Origin of the sequence: Nonlabens dokdonensis (assembly GCF_002162835.1) — a bacterium.
Lineage (GTDB): Bacteria > Bacteroidota > Bacteroidia > Flavobacteriales > Flavobacteriaceae > Nonlabens > Nonlabens dokdonensis_B.
In genome coordinates, this window is record NZ_MAAX01000157.1 from 1 (window position 1) to 23606 (window position 23606).

Here is a 23606-nt window from a genome sequence, read left to right on the forward strand (position 1 = left end):
TACTGGTAAAAGTACCGCTGCAAAACAACTTGCAGTAAAATTGCATTATGTATATGTAGATACTGGAGCGATGTATCGTGCTGTTTCTTATTTCGCTTTAAGCGAAAATCTAATAGAATCAGGCCAATTAGATCGTGAAAAACTTGTAGAACGTTTGCCAGAAATTAAGATCAGTTTTGTTTATAACAAAGAGACAGACCGAGCAGATGTGTACCTCAACGGTAAGAACATAGAAAAGGAAATACGCACGCTGGAAGTAAGCAGTATCGTAAGTAAAGTAGCCGAAATCTCTGAAGTACGCGCTAAACTCGTTGAGCAACAACAAGCTATGGGAACAGAAAAAGGCATCGTTATGGATGGTCGTGATATAGGTAGCGTTGTTTTTCCAGAGGCAGAATTAAAGGTTTTTATGACTGCTGCACCAGAAGTACGTGCACAAAGACGTTATGTCGAACTCGTAGAACGAGGCGATGATGTCACTCTTGATGAGGTGCTTAAAAATGTCATAGAAAGAGATCATATAGATTCTAATCGAGAAGACAGTCCTTTGATTCAATTATCAGAAGCAAAATTACTGGACACTTCAAATATGACAAGAGAAGAACAATTTGAGTTGCTTGTTTCTTGGGCTAAGGAGGCGATTGAGAAGGCTTAGTCTATATTTTGTCAATGTGCATTTGAAGTAAAGTCTTCCTGAAGCTTGCTTTGAGTTGTTATAATTAAATAGTTACAATCACTTCCTCAATTTAATATCGATCGCTTTTCTAAAAGACTTAATCGATTCCCATAACTTTAAAAAATCATTGTTTTTTGATTCTATAATTATTTGAGGAATTCTAGGTGAATGAATTACACCAGAAGGGTCCTCTTTTAAAATCATAACGGATTCTATCAATATTGGATCTATAGCTTCATATTCTTCTTGAGATATTTCAATGCCGTCAAATATAATTTTACGCTTTTGACTTTTATTGTCATCATAAATTTTACTTAGGTCAGATCGATGTTTGATAGTTTCTCGCAATTTTTTATACTCCAGAGGCACGATTATGGTATCATGAGCCATAGTTGTTACACCTCGATAATTTAAATTGGTATATGGATGAATTGCTACAAGACTCATATCGATCTTTGAATAGTCTTGGATTATTTCGGTTTGAGAGTAATAACCTTTTACCTTAAAAATTAAGGTATCCTTCATTCTAGCCTTGATCTTAAAGTTTCCATCGAAATCACTAAATACGAAGCTGGAAGAATTTTTTACTTCAATTGAGACTCCAAGCATGCTTCCATCCTGATCTGAGATAGTTCCAGATACATATTGTGCAGCAACAAGGTTGGTAATTAAGAATAAACAAAAAGTTATTATCGTTTTCAATGTTTTAAGTATTTAGTTAATCTTCACAAATATCCCTGTAGCACTAGTTATATGTAAATTTGGTCCTAATCTAAACTTTAAGGTATCTCCTTTGCACTCTTCAATTTGATAATATGAATATTTAAAATCATCAATAATTTTTTTTTGAAATTCAGTCAAAGAATCCATATTCATTTCGTGATGATGAACAAGAAAACCCATCGAAGGTAAACGTTCTATTTTTAGACCATTTTTTTCATTTTCAAAATATATACTGTCTTTATCTATTTCAAACTTGAAATTAGGGTAATACGAAAATTCAGTATCATAAATTGTCTTATATGTGCCATCACTAATTTGACATTCAAGATTAGTTGGTACAATAAATGTACTTTTCTCAAAAATTGGTGAAAATGATGAAGCCGAGTATTTTCCGTCTACCTCAATTAAATAATTTACAAAGAAGATAAAGCCTATTATAAAAGCTATACACGCGATAACAATTATAAAATTATTGATTACTAAAAGTGATTTGGGTATGTGATGATTGTTTTTTCTCATCTACTTTTTCAAAACATTCTCATAAATCTCAATCCATTCTTGAGCTGTCATTTTACCGCACAATTCACCGATTAATTCTAATGGAATCGCATCTACTTTTTTAAATCGCACACAGCTTTTTCCCATGTCTAGTTTGTATTTAGAATGTTTAGGAAATTCTTGCTGGAACCATTCTAGTAAGTTAGGATCTGCATAGATGCCTGAATGATATAATGCAATAAAATTCTTTTGCGATGCGATGTTGATAAATGGCAACGGCGTCCATTCTTTCCCAACGTGGTATCCAGGCTCGTAAATACTTTTAGGGACATAAAAACCTATCATTCCATATAACATTCCTTCTTCAAAACCATCAGGTAAATTTTGCAGAATCACTTTTCTTAAATCTGCCATAGGCTGTTTACGGTCTTCGGGAATGCTCTTTAAGTATTCTTCTACGGTAGTTGCTTTGGATGTCATGGTTGAATTTTATTATTTAAAAATAACACTTTTGTTAGACAAAGTTCAGAAAGGTTGAGATCTGAATAACTCGATGACTTAATGACTTCTTGTATTTGGGTATTAATACTCATGCATAGCATTTTATGAACCTTTAACTTTGGGTACAGTGTAAAGTAGATTTTTTATGTAACACTGTATACTAACCTCTCAAATTATGGAAACTACTGCAAATCCAGCAATCACTGCTTCTAAAGCAACTGATAACGCATCAAATACCACTCGCGAAACATCAAATGCGACTATATCTAATGACGCTTCCACGATTGATAAATCTTTTAAAAGTGTTTCTCCAGAGTTAAAAGATGCCATCACACATGAAATCAATCAGATGATGGCTTTTGCCATTCATAATGGTAAAACTATAAATACAGATATTATACCTCTTATTCAAAAAGAGAGTTTTGACAATTTGATTCATGCTCATAACATGCTTTGTGTAAATGTGGCTCCAGCAACTCCTAAATCGATCAATTATATATTTGAATTAAATGAAACTGATAAGGAGAAATCACTAATAACCAAATTACCTCTGGTCCGTAATTTAATTATTATGGCTGTTATATTTCTTTTGGCTTTTATTCTTACGGGACAATCCTCTCAAGTAAATAACGCTTCTCTAGATCTAGGTGTAATGCAAAATCAAGGTTTAAGTCTGGTTTTAAACTTAGGTTATCTAGCTGCTATCTCTGGCTTAGGAGTAGTTTTTTATTTACTCAAAGATATTACTACATCTGTAAAAAACGGGACCTTGATTCCTGAAGATTCTATTTATTATGTAGCTCTTATTGTTTTAGGTATTATTTCAGGACTAGTAGTGTCTGAAATATTAAATGTTTACATATCAGATGCCGATAAAATTGATCTGTTCAATAAGAGCGTTCTCGCTTTAATAGGTGGTTTTTCTACTGATGCTATTTTCTCAGTTCTTCAAGGCATTATCAATAAAATTAAAGGATTATTTACACCAACCAACTAACATAAACATCATGAAAAACATTCATAAAACATTACTTATTGCCAGTTGCTTACTATTACTCATTTCATGTGCATCGATTCCAGCTTCTACTTCTACTTTGAGTAAAGAAGTAATAAAAGAGGCAAATGGTATGCATGAGTTAAATCTAGTACTTATTGATCAACTGTACGCAGAGCGCAGCCAGCGTGTTAATGACTTTATAACTTATCGTTACACGCCAGCTTTACTGTCTAACTATGAGAAGCTATTACCAGCAGGACTAGATTATAAAGAAGAGCTACCTAATATATTGCAAAGTGTTGTGCCGGTAATTAATAAGAAACGAGACTCCATGCAAGACGTTTTAAACGTAGAAAAACAGACACTAGTAAAAGAGTTGAATGCAAATTTTACTACCTATACTACTTCTACAGCCGCTTTACAAGGTTTAATAGATAGTGCGGTAAAACTCAAAGAATCTGAAAGTAATGCAATCACTGCTTTAGAAAATCTTACAGGAGTGTCACCAGGTACGGTGACAAATATAGATGCCAGACTAGAAAAATTATTATCACAATCGGGCAATACCATTGATCAACTTCTTCAACTCACTAACAGTTTAAAAAAATAATATCATGAGCATAGATTGGGACGCAATAGCACAACAGGCAGGACAGCAAACAGATCAGCAATTCCATGAAGAAATTGCAAAATTGACCAGCATGAACATGACTGAGATCGATAAGTTTATCAGCGCAAGCGAGATAAGCAATGAAAACGCGGTTAAAGTCATCAAAGAAATCAACGATGCCACTCGGTCTAACAACGATAAAGCAAATGCAATTGCTAATATCGATAAAGGAGTAGGTTTTCTAGTGAGCTTAGTAAGTAAAGTGGTGTAGTAGAATTGTTTTTAAATTGTTCTCGCTTTCGCGAAAGCGGAATCCTAATCCATCATCTTTCCTATTAAATTCTCTTGTTTCTCAAGGCAATTAAACCGAGTACAGGTCCTAGAGCTAGAATAGCATAAACGTAAACTGATGGAGTGACATTTAATAGTACACCAATAATTTGAATGCTTATAATGGTAATACTAAAACCGATGCCGTTGACTATTGTTAGTGCTGTTCCTTTAATTTCTGAAGGTGCATTTTGAGCTACTAAAGTAGAAAGCAAAGGCGAGTCTGCGATGACCATCATGCCCCAAAAAAGCATGAATATTATAAATAGAATAGGAAGGTTCATTTGGATTAAAAAGGGTAATGCAACGCAACATAAACCAGATAATGCTAGTGCATTAAAAGTAGTTTTCTTAACACCTAAAGTTTGCGAAATATAACCGCCTAAAACGCAGGCAAGTCCACCTATTGCTATAATGAGAAACGATAGGCTGGGAATATCAAAGTTGGCTTGAGGATGTAATTGATCATAGTTCTTAAGAATAAAGGGTACAAATGCCCAGAAGGTGTACAGTTCCCACATATGCCCGAAGTACCCAAATGCCGCTGAACGGAATTTACTCTCTTTGAATACTTTTAAAAATGCCTTGATTTGAATGCCTTGACTAGCTTTACGATACGGCCCATCTTTTACAAATAGGACGATGAGTAAACCACCTAAAAAGGCAAGGATAGAAGTAGCTATAATCACTAATTCCCATTGATCTCCCGAAATAATATCTTTTAACAAATGAGGGAAAGCGGTTCCTAATACTAGTGCACCGACTAAATAACCTAAAGATTTACCTAAACCTTTGTCAAAATAGTCTGCAGCGATCTTCATGCCTACCGGATAAATACCAGCGAGAAAAAAGCCTGTCAAAAATCGGAATAAAAGTATACTCGTAAAATTATTGCCTGTATGTAAAATGGCAAGGTTAAAAATGGCGGCTAACAGTGCGCTGATAAAAAAGACTTTTGATGGAGAAAACCGGTCAGCTATGGAGAGCAGGGCAAAAACAAAAGTTCCTATGATAAAACCAAATTGTACCGCTGCGGTCACATGTGGTAGAGCATCTTCACTTAATTGGAACGTAATAATTAAATCATCGATCACACCATTTCCTGCAAACCATAAGGATGTACAACAAAATTGTGCTACCACAATTATAGTAAGAATGAATTGCTTAGATTTCAATTGCCAAGTAATTAATCTATTTATGGGTATATCAGAGATTTAAGAAATTATCTTAATACCATTTTTTTCTAATGCCTATAAATATAAATACCATTAAGGTATACCCTAGAAAAAATGGCAAAATATATTCTTTCCATCCTAAAATGAGCATAAATGCAATGATTAATAATTGGAATCCTAAACCAAAAGTTGAAATACTGGTCATTAACCATTTAGGGAAAATTTTTCCTATTCCTGCTTTTGTGTCGAGATAGTATATGGTTTTGTCAAATGTACCATATAGTAAACTATACAGCTTGAAAAGGAAGTTCACGTCGGATTGATTTTCACCTTTTAAAGCAATCGGAGTATCTGTTTCAAAAACCCTACTTGTAGTGTCACCGTTAAATTTATTGCGTAGGATTACATAATAGTAATTATAAAGAGTTCCTTGCAATTGTAAACCCAAGAAAGCCGCAGTGCAAATCCATATACTAGTTTCTGTAATAAACCATATGGCTAGAAAGAACAGCGCATTTAAAATGATATCTGCTACAGAATCTAAAAAGCGTCCAGTGTATGAAGGTGTATTTTTAATACGAGCCAGTTCACCATCTGCAGCATCGAGAATGGATTTAAAAATCAGGAAAAAAGCTGCCAGCCAAAAATGACCTTCTAGAATACAATAAATAGCAGCACATCCAGAAATGATAAAACCTATAGTTACATGAATAGGTGTAAAGGATGTAGTTGATAAGGATTGGGCAATAACTTTGGCAATAGGCCTACCATAATCAGATAGGTCAATAAATTTATGCTCTGGAGGAAGTTTGGACATGTAATCTCATAGAAGTCGTCTTGCAGGAATATACCAAAATTAAAAATGCAAAGATAGGTAACTATACTATTATGAATTAGTTATTTTATTGTTTACACTTTTAAGAAAGGAATCAGATAAACCTCAATTTTTCGGTCATCGGTAAAATTCAATTCTTACAATCAAACTTTTGAGATGTTTTCTACTTCTCCACAGCTTTCACATCTTCAGCAGTAACCATTTCTCCCTTATTCCACGTTTGAATAGTGTAATTCATAACATCTGCCACTTCTTGATCATCGAGACCTAATGGTAACATGACGTTATTGTAAGTTTGCCCGTTTACAACTATCTCTCCTTTAAGGCCATATTTTACAGCATGAATACTTTCTATACGTTTCTCTGTCAACCAGTCCGATGGATTTAATGGAGGAAAAGCTCCCGGAACTCCTTTACCGTTGGGCATATGACAAGTCACACATAGCTCGCCGTAGATTTCTTTACCACGAGCAACGCTTTGCTCTAATGGTGTTTTTTGCACCGCATTTGCTGCATAATTTCCAGTTGCATTTTCTTTTTTATCATTTCCACAACTAGTTAAAAATAGTGCTGCAGTAAAAATTAGGAGGTACTTCATAAAACTATAATTGAGAATCTAAAAATACAAAAGCAAATACTAAAGCGGTATTAAAAATCTCTTAGAATACATTCCATTTTTTATTATTCCCTCAGCCGTAAATACTCCTAGTAATTACCTATCTATATAGAACCTGAAGTTTTTTTCATACCCTTGTAACAATTAAAAAGCAGTGTCGTCATAAGTGTATAACCAGCAAAATGAACCAAAAAACGTTTATCAAAACCTTTAAAGACGTACAGCAAAAAATGTACTTTCTTTCAAAGCGGCTGCTTACCTCACATGAAGAGGCTGCAGACGCAGTTCAGGAAGTAATGGTGCGTTTATGGGAAAAGAGATTTCAGCTAGAAGAAATAAGAAACAAAGAAGCCTATGCCATGCAAATGGTTAAAAACTATTCTCTAGATCGTTTAAAAAGTAAACAAGCCAGCCATTTAAAAATAGTTCATACTAATTATGACAGTGAGGAGAGAAATGTGGAAGATGAGCTGGAAAGACAAGGAAAAGTAAAACTGGTACAGAACATGATTAATGAGTTACCAGAAAAATATAGAATGATTATCCAGCTTAGAGATATACAGCGTTATGATTTTGAAGCCATTGAGAAAATTCTAGATATGAAAGCTACAGCCGTAAGAGTAGGACTGAGCAGAGCAAGAAAAATGCTCAAAGAGAAAATTGAAGAACAGTACAAAACAGAAATCGCATGAACGATTTATTAGAAAAATATTGGAGTGGTAACACCTCATTGTCAGATGAGCAAGCACTTAGAGACTATTTCAGTTCTGAGAATGTAGCACCAGAGCATGAAGTGTACCGCAATTTGTTCCAGTCTTTTGAGATGGAACAAATGGAAGAAGAAGGTAGTTTTGACGCTTTCGCGAAAGTGAAACACAAAGAAACCTTAGAAAACAAGGCTAACAGAAGAACATGGAAAGGTCTTGCTATCGCAGCCGGTTTTGCATTACTTATGACAGTAGGCGGTAATTACTATAACCAGCAAACGCAACCTGATTTAGGTACTTATGAAACTCCAGAAGAGGCGCGAGCAGCCGCTATGGACATGCTAGAACTAGTAAGTTCAAAGTTTAATAAAGGCCGTAAAAACATGGCTCCTATGAAAACGCTAGATAATAAAACCGCTGCAGTTTTTAATCTTAAATAAAAATAAATCTCAATCACAATTAAATAAATGTCAACATGAAAAAGTTAATCCTAACCCTAGTACTTGCAGTAATGGCAACGCCCTTATTTGCTCAAGACGCCTTTGAAAAAATGGGCAATCTTAAAAACACATCAGAGACAGTAGTAACAAAAGATGCCTTTGAACTCCTTGCCGAAATAGACATGGACTTTGAAGACGACGGCGTGAAAGCAGGAAAAGGTCTTCTAGACAGTCTTAAAGATGCACGTTTTTATTCTACCTCAAATGCTGATAGTGCGCAAAAAATGATCTCGATGGCAAACGCTTATATTAAAAGTAATAGTCTGGTAAAGCTCATGCATGTAAAAGAAGATGATCAAAATTTTTCTTTTCACGTAAAGCGTGGTTCTAACTCAAAGAAAGTACGTACTCTAGTCATGATCATAGATGAGACTATGAATAAAGAAAATCCTGAGGCACTTGTAATGAAAATCTCTGGAGACATAGATCTTGGTCAAATTTCAAAGATTACAAAAATGATCAATGTTCCTGGACAGGAGCAAATAGAAAAAGCTACCAAAGAGTAAAAGGCTCTTGCTTTTACCATTTTACCAACATTAAAAAACACTAACGATGAACAAAATAATTTTAAAAGCCATAGTACTAAGCATCGCCATAGCAGCATCGCTTACGTCTTGCGACTCAGACCCAACGTTACAAAGTTATATCGTAGATAGCGCAGATAAGGAAGGATTTATAAGCACATCCATACCTAAAACTATTTTAGGAATAGATGAAAGCAAGCTGTCTGAAGATTCACAAAAAGCATATAATTCCATTAATAAAGTGAGTATGCTCATGTATCCTAAAACGGATAGTAACGACGCTAGTTTTGAAACAGAAAAAGAACAGCTTGCTAGTATCCTTAAAAACGATAAATACACCGCACTTATGACCCATAATCAAGATGGCATGACAGCAAAATTTATGTATCAAGGTGATAAGGACTCTATTGATGAGATCATCATATTTGGTACGATGGATAAAGCAGGAATGGGCGTAGCTCGCGTTTTAGGTGATGACATGAACTTGTCTGATATTATGAAAATGCTTAAAGAGCTAGAAAAAATGGACATAGATCCAGCAGGCCTTAAAGGTATGATGGGTGGTTTAGGTCTTAATATGGATAAAGATGGCGAGGTAGATAAGGAAGCCTTGAAAGAAATACTTGAGTCTAACGGCATAGATACCTCAGATATGCAAATGGACTAATTTTAAATTATATTGAAATTTTTGAAAATCTGCATGATATCCATGCAGATTTTTTTGCTTTTGAAGGTGTTTTAAATTTATAAATATGTCTTAGGATAACTTATCTTTGCACGCTTTCGCGAAAGTGTAACTATTAAAATAAACATCACATGAAAGCTGGAATCGTAGGACTACCTAATGTAGGTAAATCAACACTTTTTAACTGTTTGTCAAATGCAAAAGCACAAAGCGCCAACTTTCCGTTTTGTACGATAGAACCTAATGTAGGCGTGGTAAATGTGCCAGATCCTAGACTTGAAAAACTAGAAGAGCTTGTGAATCCAGAAAAGGTGATTCCTGCAACAGTAGAAATAGTAGATATTGCTGGTCTTGTTAAAGGAGCGAGTAAAGGAGAAGGTTTAGGAAATCAATTTTTAGGAAACATACGCGAGACTGATGCGATTATTCACGTATTGCGTTGTTTTAATAATGACAATATTGTTCACGTAGATGGTAGTGTAGATCCTATACGTGATAAAGAAACAATTGATATAGAATTACAACTTAAAGATCTAGAAACTGTCGATAAGAAACTTGAGAAAGTAAAACGTGCAGCGAGAACTGGTAATAAAGAAGCAGTTAAAGAAGAAGAGGCTTTGCTTAAAGTTAAAGATGCGCTAGAATCTGGAGTATCAGTACGTGCAGTAGAATTAAGCGATGAAGTAAGAGCAGATTTTATCAAACCATTACAGTTTATTACAGATAAACCGGTATTATACCTTTGTAACGTAGATGACGATGCAGCGGTAACTGGTAATGCTTATGTAGATCAAGTTAAAGAAGCTGTAAAAGATGAAAATGCAGAAGTTCTTGTTCTTGCAGTAGGAACTGAGGCGGATATTACGGAGCTTGATGATTATGAAGAGCGTAAAGAGTTCTTATCTGACATGGGTCTTGAGGAACCAGGAAGTGCTAAATTGATACGTAGTGCATACAAACTATTGAATCAGCAAACCTACTTTACCGCTGGTGTTAAAGAAGTGCGTGCATGGACTATAAACATAGGTTCTACAGCGCCACAGGCAGCTGGAGTAATACATACTGATTTTGAGAAAGGATTCATACGTGCTGAGGTTATCAAGTATGATACCTACGTAGAATATGGCTCTGAAGCTAAAGTTAAAGAAGCCGGAAAACTAAAAGTTGAAGGGAAAGAATACATCGTTCAAGATGGCGATGTGATGCATTTCTTGTTTAACGTTTAATGGGTTTGACGTAGTAGGCATGTGGGATGAGGTTTTTGGCTCACTCGCTTTGCTCTCTTGTATTTATAAAAAAAGCTCCTTTATCATTTTGAAAAAGGAGCTTTTATGTTTCCCAAAGGGTAGAATTAATTCTACCCTTCGGGAAAGAAGTAAATCGCAACTAATTTAATACTTTGGAAAGTTGTGGATCAATCTCTTTCCATTCTCCTTTTCTGAAATACATATTGTGGAATTTGGGAGATTTAAATACCATCATAAAGTCCCAGCTATCTCTATAAATAGTTGGGTTACTATCTAAAACATGATGATTAGGTAGCGCCATTTTAAATACTGGCCTAGCAGATTTAAAAGGAGCTTTTGTAGATATTTTACCTTTATACGTCTCAGTTATTGCTGAGCCATTTGTTACATGAAAGTATACCGAGTCATTTTCCTTAATTTCAAATCTATAATGATTGTATTGCCAGTCTGCCTGTTTACCAGAAAAATAGTTGCGGTCGATGATATATGTTCCATAAAAATCTTCTTTATCTAGAACAGTTTTACTATTAATAAAATGCATTACTTGAGCGATCAAATATAGAGCAAACACAAAACCCCAGAAATATATGACTATTCGACCGTATGTTTTACTTTCTCTCAGACCACCTAAAATTAGTAGAATTAAAGAAAGGATAATTAGAACTATAAGTAAAATGAATAAAGGTAAATAAAACATTATTAAGCTATAATTCTAAGCATATTTCCTCTTCCTCAACCACATAAAAACAAAACCAAATCCAGCAACTATCAAAAGCGGTAATGCGGTATTGACAAATTGCCATTTAAACTTTTCATCAATCACCTTTTTAGAATCTAAAAAAGGAACTTGAATGTCTTTATTTCGTAATTTGATCAAACCAGTATCATCAAGAAGATAGTTGATCGTATTCATGAGAAACTCTTTGTTACCGTAGAGTTGTCCTGTTCTGATGTCAAAACCTAATTCTTGTGGTTCACCTCTCAATACTTGGTTTTTCAACACATCACCATCGGCTATAAGGACTATTGCAGCTTCTTTACCTTCATCAGTAGGATTCTTTAAATCAACTGGTTTTACACGATTTTTGTAGGCGCTGGTAAAAGAACCTTCTGCAAGTACCGCAAGTGGTAAGTTGGATTTGTTATAAGATTCTATCACTACTTCTTTTCCTATCTCATTAAGAGAAACAACAGTAGGTAAAGTCAATTCCTTTGCTTTATCAGATGTGCTCAGTAAAATCGTTTTACGGATGCCATTTTTTAACGTATCGATGCTACCAGTATATTCAAATTTTACATCTTCTAAGTTTTTCGTTATAAATTGAGCTGTAGCGCTGGTATCTTGTGAAGTTTTAGAAATAGGGTAGTACGGCCATGCATAAGCCTCGTATTGGGTGTTTCTTCCTTGTCCAGTTGCAAGTGCAAGTGGTGCATGTTTCAAATCTTTTACCAGACCATTGTTCAACCTCAAACCATATTTAAAAAGCATATCATCCAGATTCAATTTTCTAGGCAGCGGATAAGCCTTTCGCTCTTCATTTGAAAGGCTATCGTTCTCCATCACTATAGGGTCAACAGCTAGTAACATTTTACCACCTTGCATAAGGTATTGATCAAGCAAATATTTTTTAGTTTCTGAATAAGGTGCTGTTGGTTTAGGGTCAATGATGAGGTCAAATTTATTCATCACTTCAAGAACCTGTTGCGGTGCTATCGTATCGTTAGTTGTCAAAAACTCGATTCCAAAAGGTCGCGTGTTGTAATATTCATTCACGCTACCTATAAAATCACCGATGCGCACATCTGATAATTCATCACTATCTCTTAAGAAAGCAACCGTTTTATTTTTTTCTAGAGAAGCTTTACGCAGTCCATCTGCAAATTGATATTCTAATTGCTGGATGCTGGAATTAACGCGTTCTTCTGCTGTGGCGCGTGCTACGGTTTTTAATAATGGTACGGCAGTTGTTTTACCGTCATAAAGGATCAGTGCGTAAGGAAAAACAGTGACGTTGGTGCTTTTTCCTCCATCTTGAATAGTGGCAACAGCACCTTTTACTCCATTACTTAAAAGCTGAGCGGTAATTTGTTCGGTTTCGGCTGGAGTTGCATCCTCGATAGGGTTGAGAAAATCGTATTTCAAATTGGGATGTAAGGCAGCAAGTTCTTCAAGAAATTGTCCTGTTTCTAGTTTTAATTTTCTGAATTCACTAGGCAACTCGCCATCTAGAAATACATCAATTACAATAGGTTTGTAGGCTTGTTTAAGAATCTTTTCAGTATCGGCGCTTACAGTATATCGATTATCTTTAGTAAGGTCAAAACGTTTGTAAACAGATCGTGCGGCAATATTCACGATTATGAGAACGATGAGTACTAAGATAAAACTGGTATATGTTTTTTTCATAGTTATCGTTTTGATAAGATGGTTTTTAGTGAAATTTCGCTTAAAGCGAAAAACAAAACAGCAACACTTAAGAAGTAGATCACGTCGCGAGTATCAAGAACTCCTCTGGCCATACTTTCATAGTGGTATTTGAGACCGAGAGAGGCCAGAAAATCATTGTCGGCTAGATAATTGTTTAAGCCATCAAAGCCAAAATAAAATATAAAACACAGCACTGCAGCAAGTAAAAACGCCACAATCTGATTAGAAGTTACCGTAGAGCTAAAAACTCCTATGGATGTATAACTCATTGCCAGTAATATAGCACCTAGATAACTGCCGAATGTGCTGCCGTAGTCTAGATTATTTGGCGTTTCTCCTAGCTGACCTAAACTGTACACATATATTAACGTAGGTATTAAAGCAATGATAATAAGTACTAACGCAGCGAGATACTTACCTCCGATCAATTTCCTAGTTGATATAGGTCTTGTGCTTAACATTTCTAGTGTTCCTAGATTACGTTCTACGGTAAAACTACGCATAGTTACTGCAGGAATTAAAAACATAAATAACCATGGAATAATTAAAAAGAAAGGAGCGAGATCTGCAAAACCATAATCCAGAATGTTATACTCACCTTTAAAAATAAAAATAAAGAGACTGGTGATGATGAGAAATATTCCTATCACTAGATAACCAGTAAGACTGGAAAAGAAACCGTTTAGTTCTTTGATAAAAATAGCTTTCATAAAAGGCTGTGGATTTTTACTACAGAATTTGCTTGTGGTTTTTCATCAAACATAGCTTTTGTTTGAGGCCATACTTCTTGAAATAACGCACTGTTTCTATAATTATTTAATGCGTTCTCATCTTTCCAGTAACTATAAGTAAAGAATCGCTGTTCATCATTTTTATCTTGATATAACTCAAGAAAAGAGCAACCTGGCTGATTTCTAATTTGCTCTTTATAAGCATCAAACATATTTTGAAATTTACTGACAGCAGTTTCCTTAAAATGCATATTTACTATACGTACAATCATGATTCTATAAAAGTTATTATTACAGGGGCGTTTATTTGAAGACCAAACAAGGTGCTCGCACTTCCCACCGTAAGCGGATTTGACTTATAGGTCGCAAGTTCTAAATGATCAGAACTATTAAATAAAACAAGACCTTTACCGTCTACATCTCTTTTTTTCTCTTGATCGTCAAAATTGATTAAATCACTGTAGCGATGGTATATTTTATTAAACCTTTCATTACGAGCTGAAATTTCAAATTTGCGTCCTTTACCTATTTCGTCAAAGATTTCTTTAGTAATATTTGTTACTGAGTTGCCGTAATTGTCAATGTAAATTACCTGACCGTGAATAACGTTTTTACTGTCTGCTATCTTAGGAATGACGCCATGAATGGCTCTTATACGATTAATAGGTTTGCCTACTACCTCAAGAGTACCACCACGTGCTATGTGGCAAGCAGTTTTTACAAAGGCGTCTAGCGTTGTAAAGTTAGAAGATATTCTATCGTGTATATTGATTTCTACTAGTTTTTCAGGTCTTAACTTACTCATTATTAATGCGAGAACACCATTGTCAGCACAAATGAAATAATGTGAATTTAAAAGTACAGCGACATGTTTATTTTCTGGAGTATGCTCTGCATCTACTCCTATAATATGAATAGTACCATCAGGAAAAGAGTGATATGCATTTTTAATAATATAAGCAGCCTCTGCAATATTAAAAGGCGCTACCTCATGAGAAATATCTACAATGGTAATTCCATCTAACTCTTTGTAAATAGCACCTTTTACAGCTCCTACGTACGGATCTTTCCATCCAAAATCAGTTGTAAGAGTAATAATAGGCATAGAGAGTTTTAAATTGTTAATTAAATGATCGTTAAATTATAAGAATCGTCTTTTATTCAATAATCATTTTTCACTACTTTCAAGCAGTTAAAATATTAGAAACAAAATTATAAAATTAAACCTTCAATCACTTACTTAATTTACCGCTTTTGAACGAACTTATCATTGACCTATCAGAAACTAATCCTAGAGAATTTTTTGGTGTTAAAAACACAAATCTAGCTTTCTTAAAATCACATTTCCCAAAACTTAAAATTGTTGCGCGTGGCACTAAGATTAAGGTATATGGTGATGAAGAACAGTTAGGTGAATTTGATAAACGCATCCAGTTGATGTTAGATCATTTTGGTAAATACAATAAGATCGATGTAAACGTTATGGAACGACTGCTCACGACAGATAGTGGTCATCATGAAATAGTAAAAGGAAATGATGACGTACTGGTTCACGGTAATTCTGGTATGTTAATACGTCCTAAAACGCCTAACCAGCGCAAGTTGATAGAACTTACTAAGAAAAACGATATGGTTTTTGCGGTAGGTCCTGCTGGAACTGGTAAAACCTATATAGGTGTGGCACTTGCAGTAAAAGCCTTAAAAGAGAAACGCATCAAAAGAATAATCATCACGCGACCTGCGGTAGAAGCTGGTGAGAATTTAGGATTTTTACCTGGCGACCTCAAAGAAAAATTAGATCCATACATGCAGCCTATTTATGATGCATTGCGAGATATGATTCCTGCAGAGCGACTTGCTACTTACATAGAAAAAGGAATTATTCAAATTGCACCGCTGGCATTTATGCGCGGTAGAACTCTAGATCAGGCATATGTAATACTTGACGAGTCTCAAAATACCACTCATGCACAAATGAAAATGTTCTTAACACGTATGGGAAAAGACGCTAAGTTTTTTATCACCGGCGATCCTGGACAAATAGACTTACCTAGACGTGTTATATCTGGTTTAAAAGAAGCCTTATTGATTCTTAAAAATGTGGATGGAGTAGGAATGATGTACCTCGATGATAGTGATGTAGTACGACATAGACTCGTTAAAAAAGTAGTTGCCGCTTACAAAGAAATAGAGAATAGAAATTAAGAAATTCATTTCATTTGAACTTTATAAAATCCTCATTTAATCATTTTAAATGAGGATTGTTTTTGTTCCGCTTTCGCGAAAGCGGAATTTACATCTAACTCAAAATCCATCTAATAGAACGTCTTGTTATAGGAATCAAATTAGACTTTAATTCAAATTATTTTTGGAACTAAAATGTCACTTGAAGTAGGTACTTCTAATCATACGTGTAGCCAAAATAATCAATATCTTTTTTACATTTTTGTGCAATTAACTGCCGGGATTTTGTGGTGTAATAAAGTTTTTTATCCCTTTCTGTAGTAGTGTTGAGCCTAGGAATTTCTTCTATTTCCAGATTAAATTTATCAAAAACTTCTTTAATGCTGGACTCTATGTCTTCATATTTAAAAATATGAAAAGGTACATTTTCTCCATCCTGAGAAGAAAAATAATCCAAAGCGTTGTAATGAAAATAGTTGGTTAGGTCTTTTAAAACCATGTCTTTTTCTATAAATTTTTCAAATCTTAAACGCTCTTTAGATAATGATAATGGATCATTCTGATGTAACAAAATATACCATGAAAGCAGTCGATCCCATGGATTTCTTGCAAAACCAAAAACGTAATATCCTGAAAGCCTTTTGAAATAATCTATGCCTAAATCACAAACATTAGAATGTTGATCGATTTCTTCCATATTTTTTCCTATCTGATCTCTTAAAAGATTAGAAATTGAACTTCCACCGGTTCTATGGATATGTATAAAAATCAATTTGTATCGATGAGATATGATCATCTGATAAGTAGATAAAAGTATTTACGGAAGGCTAAAAAATAGTGTACAGCAATGTTAACCTATAAAATTTAATAAATATTAGATATCTAATTGTTTCTTTGTTCAAAAAATTAAAATTGAAATCACTGCAACTCATCTTTTCTAGTTTAAAATATTTTGCCCCTGCATGGGTGTTTACCTCTGTGAATATTTTAATAGGAACTTGGATTTTATATTTACCAAATGTAAAACTAAAGTTTGACCTAACCGATTCAGAAATAGGCGTTGCATTATTTTTTACCGCTTGCGGTTTATTAATCTCTATTCCATTTGTTCCAGCTATAAACAAAAAGATAGGAATAGGCCGTTCTACTCAAATAGGTATATTATTGCTAGCGTTATGCTTTAATTTACCTCTACTAGTACCTAATTATTATACACTTTGTATAAGCTTATTACTTACAGGTGTTTTTTCTGGTTTTACAAGTACTTCAATGAATGCTTTAGTTTCTGTGATAGAAACGGAAGACCAAGTAAATTTTATGTCTGCATCACATGGCTTTTTTAGTTTAGGAGGATTTTTAGGTGCAGGATTAGGAAGCTTTTTAATCACACAATTTACTAACCCTAGTCATCACATGTTATTAATATCAATAGTTATAATACTTTCATCTTTATTTTTTTCAAAAAATTACGTAGGTATTGAAGAGCTAGTGGACGGCTCTCTTAAAAAAGACACCAATATTTTCAAACATATTAAGCCAGTTTTTGGACTGTGCATTATCGCTTTTGTTATCTTATTTAATGAAGGTGCGGTAGAGCACTGGAGTAATTTATTTTTATATGATGTTGTAAAAGTAACAGAAAGTAAGGCAGGATTTGGGTTTGTAATTTTCTCATTAACCATGACATTAGGAAGATTTTTGGGAGATGGCATAAGTGAAAAAATAGGATCTGTAAAATCTATAGGAATAGGTTGTGCTATAGCCATTATTGCTTATGTACTCATATTGTTTTCAGATTTTTATGTGAGTGTTTTAGGTTTTGGGGTTCTAGGTTTAGGTATTTCGGTAATCATTCCAGAATTATATAGACTCGCCTCAAAATCTAAGGAAATGAATACCTCAGTAGCGATTTCTGTAGTTTCTGGAATAGGCTTTATGGGTTTTCTAGTAGGTCCTGTTTTATTAGGTCTTATATCTAGTTGGAGCAACCTTGTGATGAGTTACCTATTTCTTCTAGCTCTATTAGTAATTGCTTTAGGACTAGTTATTTTCAGGCTGAGTAAAAAGTATGCAAATAACTAATTTAAGAAGGTCTTAATTCATCACCACCAGGCCATATTTCTCTTTTTGGATTGGTATGTTTGGAGATAATGCGACGAGACTCTTTTTTATTCTTGATGTCTTTTTGAATTCCATAAAGAATGTCTTGAGCTCGCTTTCGCGAAAGCGAGTTCTCTACCAGCCGCTCTGGATAATCTTTCCCTAATTTAAAATCTAAGAATTGCTCATCTAGAGCTGTCATTTTCCAAGGTTCATGGATAAATCTCAAGGGTAAATGTGCCAACTCTGGAACCCATTTTTTAATAAATAAGCCTTCGGGATCATGTTCTAAACTGTTCTTTACAGGGTTATAAACACGTACAATATTGATTCCTGTCTCGCCAGCCTGCATTTGCAACTGCGGATAATGAATACCAGGTTCAAAGTCTAGAAACTGTTGCGCTAGATGATTGCTCGCATCTTGCCACGGTTGCCACAAATGATGCGTAAAAAAACCAGTCAACATTGCACGCAGTCTAAAATTTACAAAGCCAGTATTGTTCAGACATCGCATGGCAGCATCTACTAGAGGATAACCAGTTTTACCTTCACGCCACGCCTGCTGATATTTGAGATTCACAGGTTTATCGAGAGTTCTATATGCTTTATGAACACTGCGCCATTCCAGCTGGTGTTCCATCTCAAATTTTTCAATGAAATGCGCTTGCCATCGCAAACGAGACATAAAGCTGTGAAGATGTCGCTTGTTTTTGAAATCGTTCTTACAACTAGCCGCTTTTTTTGCTACCATACGCATACTCACATTTCCCCAAGCAATGTAAGGAGATAGCCTGCTGCTGTGCTTTCTGCTAGTAAGTGGTTTTGAGTAATAGGTGTTGTAACCGTTAATACGGTCAGTTAAAAAACTTTCAAAATAACGAAGAGCAGTGGTCGTGCCACCCTTTTGAAAAATAGAATTCTTAGGCGTTTCTAGAGAAACCGTTTTAAATTCAGAAGCAATTTGATCGATCCTAGAGCTACTAAATAAAGTACTATGATCAAAATCGGGATGGTCAAAATCCTGATTCATAAACTCGATCCAGTGCTCTTTCCATTGCGTGCGGTTCTTTAATCCTCTTATAATACCGTTAGAAATACTTTCAGTCCAAGGAATAGCATTTTTTTTAAACCATTTAGCTAGTTCTATATCTCTCTTGTAGGTGATGTACAACCCAGTTTCCTGATAAGAATAGACATTCACAATCTCAAAAAGACTCTGCAATTTTTGAAAAACTAGTAAGGCATTACTTTCTACCACAAGAAGGGAACTGCCTACTGCGTTCAGCTTCTCGTTCATATTCTCTAACGATTGCTTTATAAAATTAAAATGACGCTCACTGTAATGAGCATCATTTAAAAGCATAGGTTCAAAAATGTAGAGTAGGATAGTTGGAATTTCTGAGTCAAGAGAACGCATGAGTGGTTCATGATCTAATAATCTTAGATCTCTTTTAAACCAAACAATGTGAACCTTTTGCATAAATCCTAACTTAATTCAGAACGTAAATCTCCTATTAAAAACTTTTACGAAACCGCTTCTTTATAGGTTTTTAAGCATCTTTCTCTCGCTTCTTTATGATCTACCATCATCTCAGGATAATCATCTGTTCCAAATTCTGGTACAAATTCTTTAATGTACTTCCTATCCTTATCAAATTTATCCTTTTGTGTGATAGGATTAAAGATTCTAAAGTATGGAGCGGCATCAACACCGCTTCCAGCAGCCCATTGCCAGTTACCTACATTACTGGACATCTCGTAGTCCAGCAATTTTTCTGCAAAATAGGTTTCTCCCCATCGCCAGTCTATTAATAAATGTTTTACTAAGAAACTTGCTACTAGCATACGTACTCTATTGTGCATGTAACCTGTGGAGTTTAATTCTCGCATTCCTGCATCTACTAGAGCATAACCTGTAGTTCCTGTTTTCCATTTTTCAAATTGATCTTCGTCATTGCGCCATTCTATACGATCGTATTTAGATTTGAAAGCTTTGTCTTTAGTATGCGGAAAGTGATACAATATTTGCATAAAAAACTCTCGCCAGATCAGCTCGCTTAAAAATGTTTTGTTAGAAGCATGATCTGCTTTGCGCACCATTTTACGTACACTTACTACACCAAATCTTAAGTAAACTCCTAATCTTGAAGTTCCGTCTTCTATAGCTGGAAAGTTTCTGGTATTTTCATATTCTTCAATAAGTGTAGGCGTTACCTTATATTCAGGTATTTCAATAGCAGACTTTTTAAATCCCATATCGCTCAAAGTCAAGTTGGGTAGTCTACTATTTTTAATGCAGTTATCTATAACTTCATTTGTGTAAAAAAATTTTTGATCTTCTCCAGAACCAAAATCTTTTCTGAAGTGTTCTAACCATTTGTTTTTATAAGGTGTGTAAACTACATACGGATCTCCATCATTTTTAACGATTTCATCCTGTTCATAGATGACTTGGTCTTTAAAAGTTTTAAAGTCTATGTTATGTTCGGCGAGGAGTTGATCGATTTCTTCATCACGTTCTATGGCATACGGCTCATAATCACGATTTGTAAAAACGGTATCAACATTATAAGAACTGATAATTTCTTTCCAGATTTCTTGAGGCTTACCATAATACATGGCTAGCGAACTGTCTTGATCTTCTTGCAATTGAGAACGCATGCGTTGCAATTCTTCATAAATAAAAGAAACTCGAGCATCATCTTCAGGAAGCTTGTCTAGAATCTCTTTATCAAATATAAAAATAGGCAACACTGGAAGATCACTTTTAAGCGCTTCATAAAATCCTACATTATCATCCAGTCGCAAATCCCTACGGAACCAAAATACATTTACTTTTTTACTCATAAATTATCCTAAGCTTAAACTTCCTTTTCCTCCATTGACACCTATCACTTGACCAGTGATCCAGCCTTGGTTTTGATCTAATAAAAAGGCAGCAACACCAGCAATATCTTCAGGAGTACCTACTCGTTTTAATGGATGCATTTCTCCCATTTTCTCTTTTTTAGAATCGTTATTTAATAGACGACCAGCAAGCGGTGTATCTACTAGTGAAGGAGCAATAACATTAACTCTTACAGTAGGAGCATACTCTGCAGCAAGTGCTCTTGCATAGCCTTCTATAGCACCTTTTGCAGCGGCAACGCTCGTGTGAAATGGCATACCTGTTCCTACGGCAACAGTTGAGAAATATACGATACTACTCGTTCCTTCCTTAGTAAGTAAAGGTAAAACGGTTCTAGTTGCTTTTATTAAAGAGAAAAAATTGATTTCCATATCATCCTCAAAATGCGATTGCTTCAACATTTTGAAAGGTTTTAAATTTATACTACCTGGACAATATACAAAACCGTCTAAGGATTCTGGTAAAGCGCTGGTATCTAATTCTTCCGTAAGTGCATCAAAGGTTATGTGTGTAACTCCTTCAGGTAAATTTTCATTTTCTCGAGACGCAACAAACACATTGTTTCCTTTATGGATATGATGTACGATTGCATTTCCTATTCCGTGGCTTCCGCCTATTAATAATATATTCTTTGACATTTTAGTTAAGTATTTCGTGTTTTTGCGTTGCGTTTTTTTCTTGATTTGTTTTATTTACTTCTTCAAAAGCACCGAAGTGTTTGATGAGTGCGCTTTCGCGAAAGCGGAATATTTCTTCCAACTTTTTCTTCACAAATGGCGCTCCTAGTTTACCTAATGCACCAAATGGCAAACGGTAGTGAATTAAATCTTCCATTAAAATACCACCTTCAATTTCTGAAATGAAGTGCTTGTGGTGCCAGGTGGCATAAGGTCCATACATCTGCTCATCTACAAAGAATTTCTTTTCTTCTACTTGTGTGATATGAGTTACCCAATTGGTCTTGTAAAAAGGTAATGGTGTAACGCTATACTCAATCAACTGACCTGGATACATGCCGCGCTCTGTACCATATTGAACCGTCATGTCTAGTTCTGGTGGTGTGAGTAGCTTTAAGTTATTAGCATCTGTAAGAAATTCCCATGCTTGATCTAAGGTAATAGGAAGCTTTTGTTTTGATGAAAATTGATATAGTTTCAAATCTTTTTGTTTAAAGTATAAAGGTAACTCTTAAACAAAATTAAAAGAATAAAGACTTGTTAAATCTTGTACATAGAAACCAAAAAAACATGCATAACTTTACAAAAAAGTAAGTCATGCCAGTACAAATTGAAGCTAGTTGGAGAGAAGTTTTGCGAGAAGAATTTAGCAAACCCTATTTTGAAAACCTGATTGAGTTTGTAAAACATGAGTATAAGGAAAACACTTGTTATCCACCTGGTAACAAAATATTTGCTGCCTTTGATCGTACTCCATTTGAACAAGTAAAAGTGGTTATTATAGGTCAAGATCCTTATCATGGTGCTGGACAAGCAAATGGACTTTGTTTCTCTGTTGCAGATGGTGTGAAACATCCACCTAGTTTAATTAATATTTTCAAAGAAATATCTAAAGATTTACAGCAACCTTATCCAGAATCTGGTAATCTAGAACGCTGGGCAGATCAAGGTGTCTTACTTCTGAATACCGTTCTTACCGTAAGAGAAGGCGCGGCTGGTAGTCATCAAAAGAAAGGCTGGGAACAGTTTACAGACGCTGTAATTAAAAAGATATCTGAAGAGCGTAAGAATGTGGTCTTTTTACTTTGGGGTGGTTATGCAAAGGGCAAGGCAAAGTTTATTGATAAAAAAGCGCATTTCATTTTAGAAAGTGGTCATCCATCACCACTAAGCGCAAATCGTGGTTACTGGTTTGGGAATCAGCATTTTTCTAGAGCAAACCGTTATTTACAAGAAAGAGGAATGACTCCTGTAGAGTGGTAGTGATTTTATATTTACAAGGTTGATCCTTGCGTTTCATGTATTATAATTTAACAACTTTCAAGAGAAGTATTGGCTACTATCCTTATAACAATAGACATTAGTGAATTGTAAATTTATATTCCGCTTTCGCGAAAGCGGAACAATTAAACCTTTCAATTTTATCATACAGCAAAAAAAAAGAGCGACAATAGCCGCTCTCAAGCTAATTCAATTCACTGCTTTATTCTTTAATGATTTTACGGTTTGTAATACCGCCATCTGCATCTACTATTTTCATGATGTAAATACCGTCAGTAAGTGAGGCAATTTCAAAGTTAGTTTTATCTGTTGTGAATACTGTTTTACCTAATACATCAATTATTTGTATCTGGTCAATAGTAGTATTTGTAGCTTCTACGGTGATTTGACTCTTTGTAGGGTTAGGAAAGACTCTAAAAGATGCTTTTTCAGTTATTTCTTCATCTACACTTAATGTACTATTGTAATTATAGGTAGTTCTACTACTTAGATCATAACTCATGGTGTTAGAATCGTAACTTGAATACGTTTGAGTTAAAACTTTGTTGATATGAGGCTCGTTACTAAAAGTGAAATCTATACCTGTTTTATCTTTAAAAGGATGCCCAAGCGTAGACATTAATATTGATGTATCATAGGTATAATCGTATTTTTCATTAGGTGTGGTGGCAGG

Annotated in this window: 29 protein-coding genes; 12 read left to right on the forward strand and 17 right to left on the reverse strand. The window is 34.8% G+C overall.

What is annotated here, in order from left to right; all coding sequences use genetic code 11:
• A partial coding sequence (cmk, locus tag A9Q93_RS10275; RefSeq protein ID WP_303687311.1) for a (d)CMP kinase occupies positions 1–655 on the forward strand: 655 nt, incomplete at its 5' end.
• A 78-nt stretch (positions 656–733) separates the two neighbouring features.
• On the opposite strand, the gene A9Q93_RS10280 is transcribed toward cmk, so the two are convergent.
• Genes A9Q93_RS10280 through A9Q93_RS10290 form a run of 3 tightly spaced genes read right to left on the reverse strand, consistent with a single transcriptional unit; the run spans position 734 to position 2377 of the window.
• Positions 734–1378, reverse strand: a complete 645-nt coding sequence (locus A9Q93_RS10280; RefSeq protein WP_303687312.1) for a hypothetical protein — start codon at positions 1376–1378, stop codon at positions 734–736.
• Between the two features lie 12 nt (positions 1379–1390).
• Positions 1391–1918 carry a hypothetical protein gene (locus tag A9Q93_RS10285; RefSeq protein WP_303687313.1) on the reverse strand — a complete coding sequence of 176 codons (528 nt, stop codon included), beginning with the start codon at positions 1916–1918 and terminating at the stop codon, positions 1391–1393.
• The gene (locus A9Q93_RS10290; protein ID WP_303687314.1) at positions 1919–2377 is read right to left on the reverse strand and encodes a DUF1801 domain-containing protein; all 459 of its coding nucleotides are present in this window, start codon (positions 2375–2377) and stop codon (positions 1919–1921) included.
• A 196-nt stretch (positions 2378–2573) separates the two neighbouring features.
• Between A9Q93_RS10290 and A9Q93_RS10295 the strand changes: the two genes are divergently transcribed.
• Genes A9Q93_RS10295 through A9Q93_RS10305 form a run of 3 tightly spaced genes read left to right on the forward strand, consistent with a single transcriptional unit; the run spans position 2574 to position 4276 of the window.
• On the forward strand, positions 2574–3395 hold the full coding sequence (locus A9Q93_RS10295; protein ID WP_303687315.1) for a hypothetical protein: 822 nt from the start codon (positions 2574–2576) through the stop codon (positions 3393–3395).
• Positions 3396–3405: 10 nt separating this feature from the next.
• Positions 3406–4005 carry a hypothetical protein gene (locus tag A9Q93_RS10300; protein WP_303687316.1) on the forward strand — a complete coding sequence of 200 codons (600 nt, stop codon included), beginning with the start codon at positions 3406–3408 and terminating at the stop codon, positions 4003–4005.
• Between the two features lie 4 nt (positions 4006–4009).
• Positions 4010–4276, forward strand: a complete 267-nt coding sequence (locus A9Q93_RS10305; RefSeq protein ID WP_303687317.1) for a hypothetical protein — start codon at positions 4010–4012, stop codon at positions 4274–4276.
• A gap of 64 nt (positions 4277–4340) precedes the next feature.
• Here the strand turns inward: A9Q93_RS10305 and A9Q93_RS10310 are convergent, their stop codons facing one another.
• The 3 genes from A9Q93_RS10310 to A9Q93_RS10320 form a co-directional block, all read right to left on the reverse strand.
• Positions 4341–5510, reverse strand: coding sequence for a nitrate/nitrite transporter (locus A9Q93_RS10310; protein WP_303687318.1), 1170 nt, complete (start codon positions 5508–5510; stop codon positions 4341–4343).
• A gap of 52 nt (positions 5511–5562) precedes the next feature.
• The gene (locus A9Q93_RS10315; protein WP_303687319.1) at positions 5563–6327 is read right to left on the reverse strand and encodes a CDP-alcohol phosphatidyltransferase family protein; all 765 of its coding nucleotides are present in this window, start codon (positions 6325–6327) and stop codon (positions 5563–5565) included.
• Between the two features lie 181 nt (positions 6328–6508).
• Complete coding sequence (locus tag A9Q93_RS10320) at positions 6509–6943, reverse strand: cytochrome c (protein ID WP_303687320.1); 435 nt, start codon at positions 6941–6943, stop codon at positions 6509–6511.
• 200 nt (positions 6944–7143) lie between these two features.
• On the opposite strand from A9Q93_RS10320, the gene A9Q93_RS10325 reads away from it, so the two are divergent.
• The 5 genes from A9Q93_RS10325 (at position 7144) to ychF (ending at position 10603) form a co-directional block, all read left to right on the forward strand.
• Positions 7144–7653 carry an RNA polymerase sigma factor gene (locus A9Q93_RS10325; protein WP_303687321.1) on the forward strand — a complete coding sequence of 170 codons (510 nt, stop codon included), beginning with the start codon at positions 7144–7146 and terminating at the stop codon, positions 7651–7653.
• Positions 7650–8108: a hypothetical protein gene (locus A9Q93_RS10330; RefSeq protein ID WP_303687322.1), complete on the forward strand. Its 459-nt coding sequence runs from the start codon at positions 7650–7652 to the stop codon at positions 8106–8108. The genes A9Q93_RS10325 and A9Q93_RS10330 overlap by 4 nt, the downstream gene beginning before the upstream one ends.
• Before the next feature lie 35 nt (positions 8109–8143).
• Complete coding sequence (locus A9Q93_RS10335) at positions 8144–8674, forward strand: DUF4252 domain-containing protein (RefSeq protein ID WP_303687323.1); 531 nt, start codon at positions 8144–8146, stop codon at positions 8672–8674.
• A gap of 46 nt (positions 8675–8720) precedes the next feature.
• Positions 8721–9359 carry a DUF4252 domain-containing protein gene (locus A9Q93_RS10340; protein ID WP_303687324.1) on the forward strand — a complete coding sequence of 213 codons (639 nt, stop codon included), beginning with the start codon at positions 8721–8723 and terminating at the stop codon, positions 9357–9359.
• 149 nt (positions 9360–9508) lie between these two features.
• Positions 9509–10603, forward strand: coding sequence for a redox-regulated ATPase YchF (gene ychF, locus A9Q93_RS10345; RefSeq protein ID WP_015363316.1), 1095 nt, complete (start codon positions 9509–9511; stop codon positions 10601–10603).
• A 160-nt stretch (positions 10604–10763) separates the two neighbouring features.
• Here ychF and A9Q93_RS10350 read toward each other — a convergent pair whose 3' ends face one another.
• From A9Q93_RS10350 to A9Q93_RS10370, 5 genes are read right to left on the reverse strand one after another with little or no spacing between them, the layout of a single operon-like run.
• Positions 10764–11321, reverse strand: coding sequence for a hypothetical protein (locus A9Q93_RS10350; RefSeq protein ID WP_303687325.1), 558 nt, complete (start codon positions 11319–11321; stop codon positions 10764–10766).
• Between the two features lie 15 nt (positions 11322–11336).
• Positions 11337–13031: a gliding motility-associated ABC transporter substrate-binding protein GldG gene (gene gldG / locus A9Q93_RS10355; RefSeq protein ID WP_303687326.1), complete on the reverse strand. Its 1695-nt coding sequence runs from the start codon at positions 13029–13031 to the stop codon at positions 11337–11339.
• A 2-nt stretch (positions 13032–13033) separates the two neighbouring features.
• Entirely contained in the window at positions 13034–13762 is a 729-nt protein-coding gene (gene gldF, locus A9Q93_RS10360; RefSeq protein ID WP_303687327.1) for a gliding motility-associated ABC transporter permease subunit GldF, read from the reverse strand.
• Positions 13759–14055, reverse strand: coding sequence for a putative quinol monooxygenase (locus tag A9Q93_RS10365; protein ID WP_303687328.1), 297 nt, complete (start codon positions 14053–14055; stop codon positions 13759–13761). Before A9Q93_RS10365 ends, gldF begins: the two co-directional genes overlap by 4 nt.
• Positions 14052–14888 (reverse strand): S-adenosyl-l-methionine hydroxide adenosyltransferase family protein, encoded by an 837-nt coding sequence (locus tag A9Q93_RS10370; protein ID WP_303687329.1) that lies wholly within the window; start codon positions 14886–14888, stop codon positions 14052–14054. The genes A9Q93_RS10365 and A9Q93_RS10370 overlap by 4 nt, the downstream gene beginning before the upstream one ends.
• Positions 14889–15037: 149 nt before the next feature.
• Here A9Q93_RS10370 and A9Q93_RS10375 point away from each other — a divergent pair, with 149 nt between their 5' ends.
• Positions 15038–15988: a PhoH family protein gene (locus A9Q93_RS10375; RefSeq protein WP_303687330.1), complete on the forward strand. Its 951-nt coding sequence runs from the start codon at positions 15038–15040 to the stop codon at positions 15986–15988.
• Positions 15989–16184: 196 nt separating this feature from the next.
• Here A9Q93_RS10375 and A9Q93_RS10380 read toward each other — a convergent pair whose 3' ends face one another.
• Positions 16185–16763, reverse strand: coding sequence for a sulfotransferase family 2 domain-containing protein (locus A9Q93_RS10380; protein ID WP_303687331.1), 579 nt, complete (start codon positions 16761–16763; stop codon positions 16185–16187).
• 116 nt (positions 16764–16879) lie between these two features.
• On the opposite strand from A9Q93_RS10380, the gene A9Q93_RS10385 reads away from it, so the two are divergent.
• Positions 16880–18049, forward strand: coding sequence for an MFS transporter (locus A9Q93_RS10385; RefSeq protein WP_303687332.1), 1170 nt, complete (start codon positions 16880–16882; stop codon positions 18047–18049).
• Between the two features lies 1 nt (position 18050).
• Here A9Q93_RS10385 and A9Q93_RS10390 read toward each other — a convergent pair whose 3' ends face one another.
• Genes A9Q93_RS10390 through A9Q93_RS10405 form a run of 4 tightly spaced genes read right to left on the reverse strand, consistent with a single transcriptional unit; the run spans position 18051 to position 22133 of the window.
• Entirely contained in the window at positions 18051–19547 is a 1497-nt protein-coding gene (locus tag A9Q93_RS10390; protein ID WP_303687333.1) for a cryptochrome/deoxyribodipyrimidine photo-lyase family protein, read from the reverse strand.
• Between the two features lie 44 nt (positions 19548–19591).
• Positions 19592–20914: a deoxyribodipyrimidine photo-lyase gene (locus tag A9Q93_RS10395; protein ID WP_303687334.1), complete on the reverse strand. Its 1323-nt coding sequence runs from the start codon at positions 20912–20914 to the stop codon at positions 19592–19594.
• Positions 20915–20917: 3 nt separating this feature from the next.
• A complete protein-coding gene (locus A9Q93_RS10400) occupies positions 20918–21613 on the reverse strand; it encodes an SDR family NAD(P)-dependent oxidoreductase (protein ID WP_303687335.1) in 696 nt (231 codons plus the stop codon).
• 1 nt (position 21614) lies between these two features.
• Entirely contained in the window at positions 21615–22133 is a 519-nt protein-coding gene (locus tag A9Q93_RS10405; RefSeq protein WP_303687336.1) for an SRPBCC family protein, read from the reverse strand.
• Positions 22134–22249: 116 nt separating this feature from the next.
• Here A9Q93_RS10405 and ung point away from each other — a divergent pair, with 116 nt between their 5' ends.
• Positions 22250–22915 (forward strand): uracil-DNA glycosylase, encoded by a 666-nt coding sequence (gene ung, locus A9Q93_RS10410; protein ID WP_303687337.1) that lies wholly within the window; start codon positions 22250–22252, stop codon positions 22913–22915.
• 220 nt (positions 22916–23135) lie between these two features.
• Here ung and A9Q93_RS10415 read toward each other — a convergent pair.
• On the reverse strand, positions 23136–23606 hold a 471-nt coding region (locus tag A9Q93_RS10415; protein WP_303687338.1), incomplete at its 5' end, for a T9SS type A sorting domain-containing protein.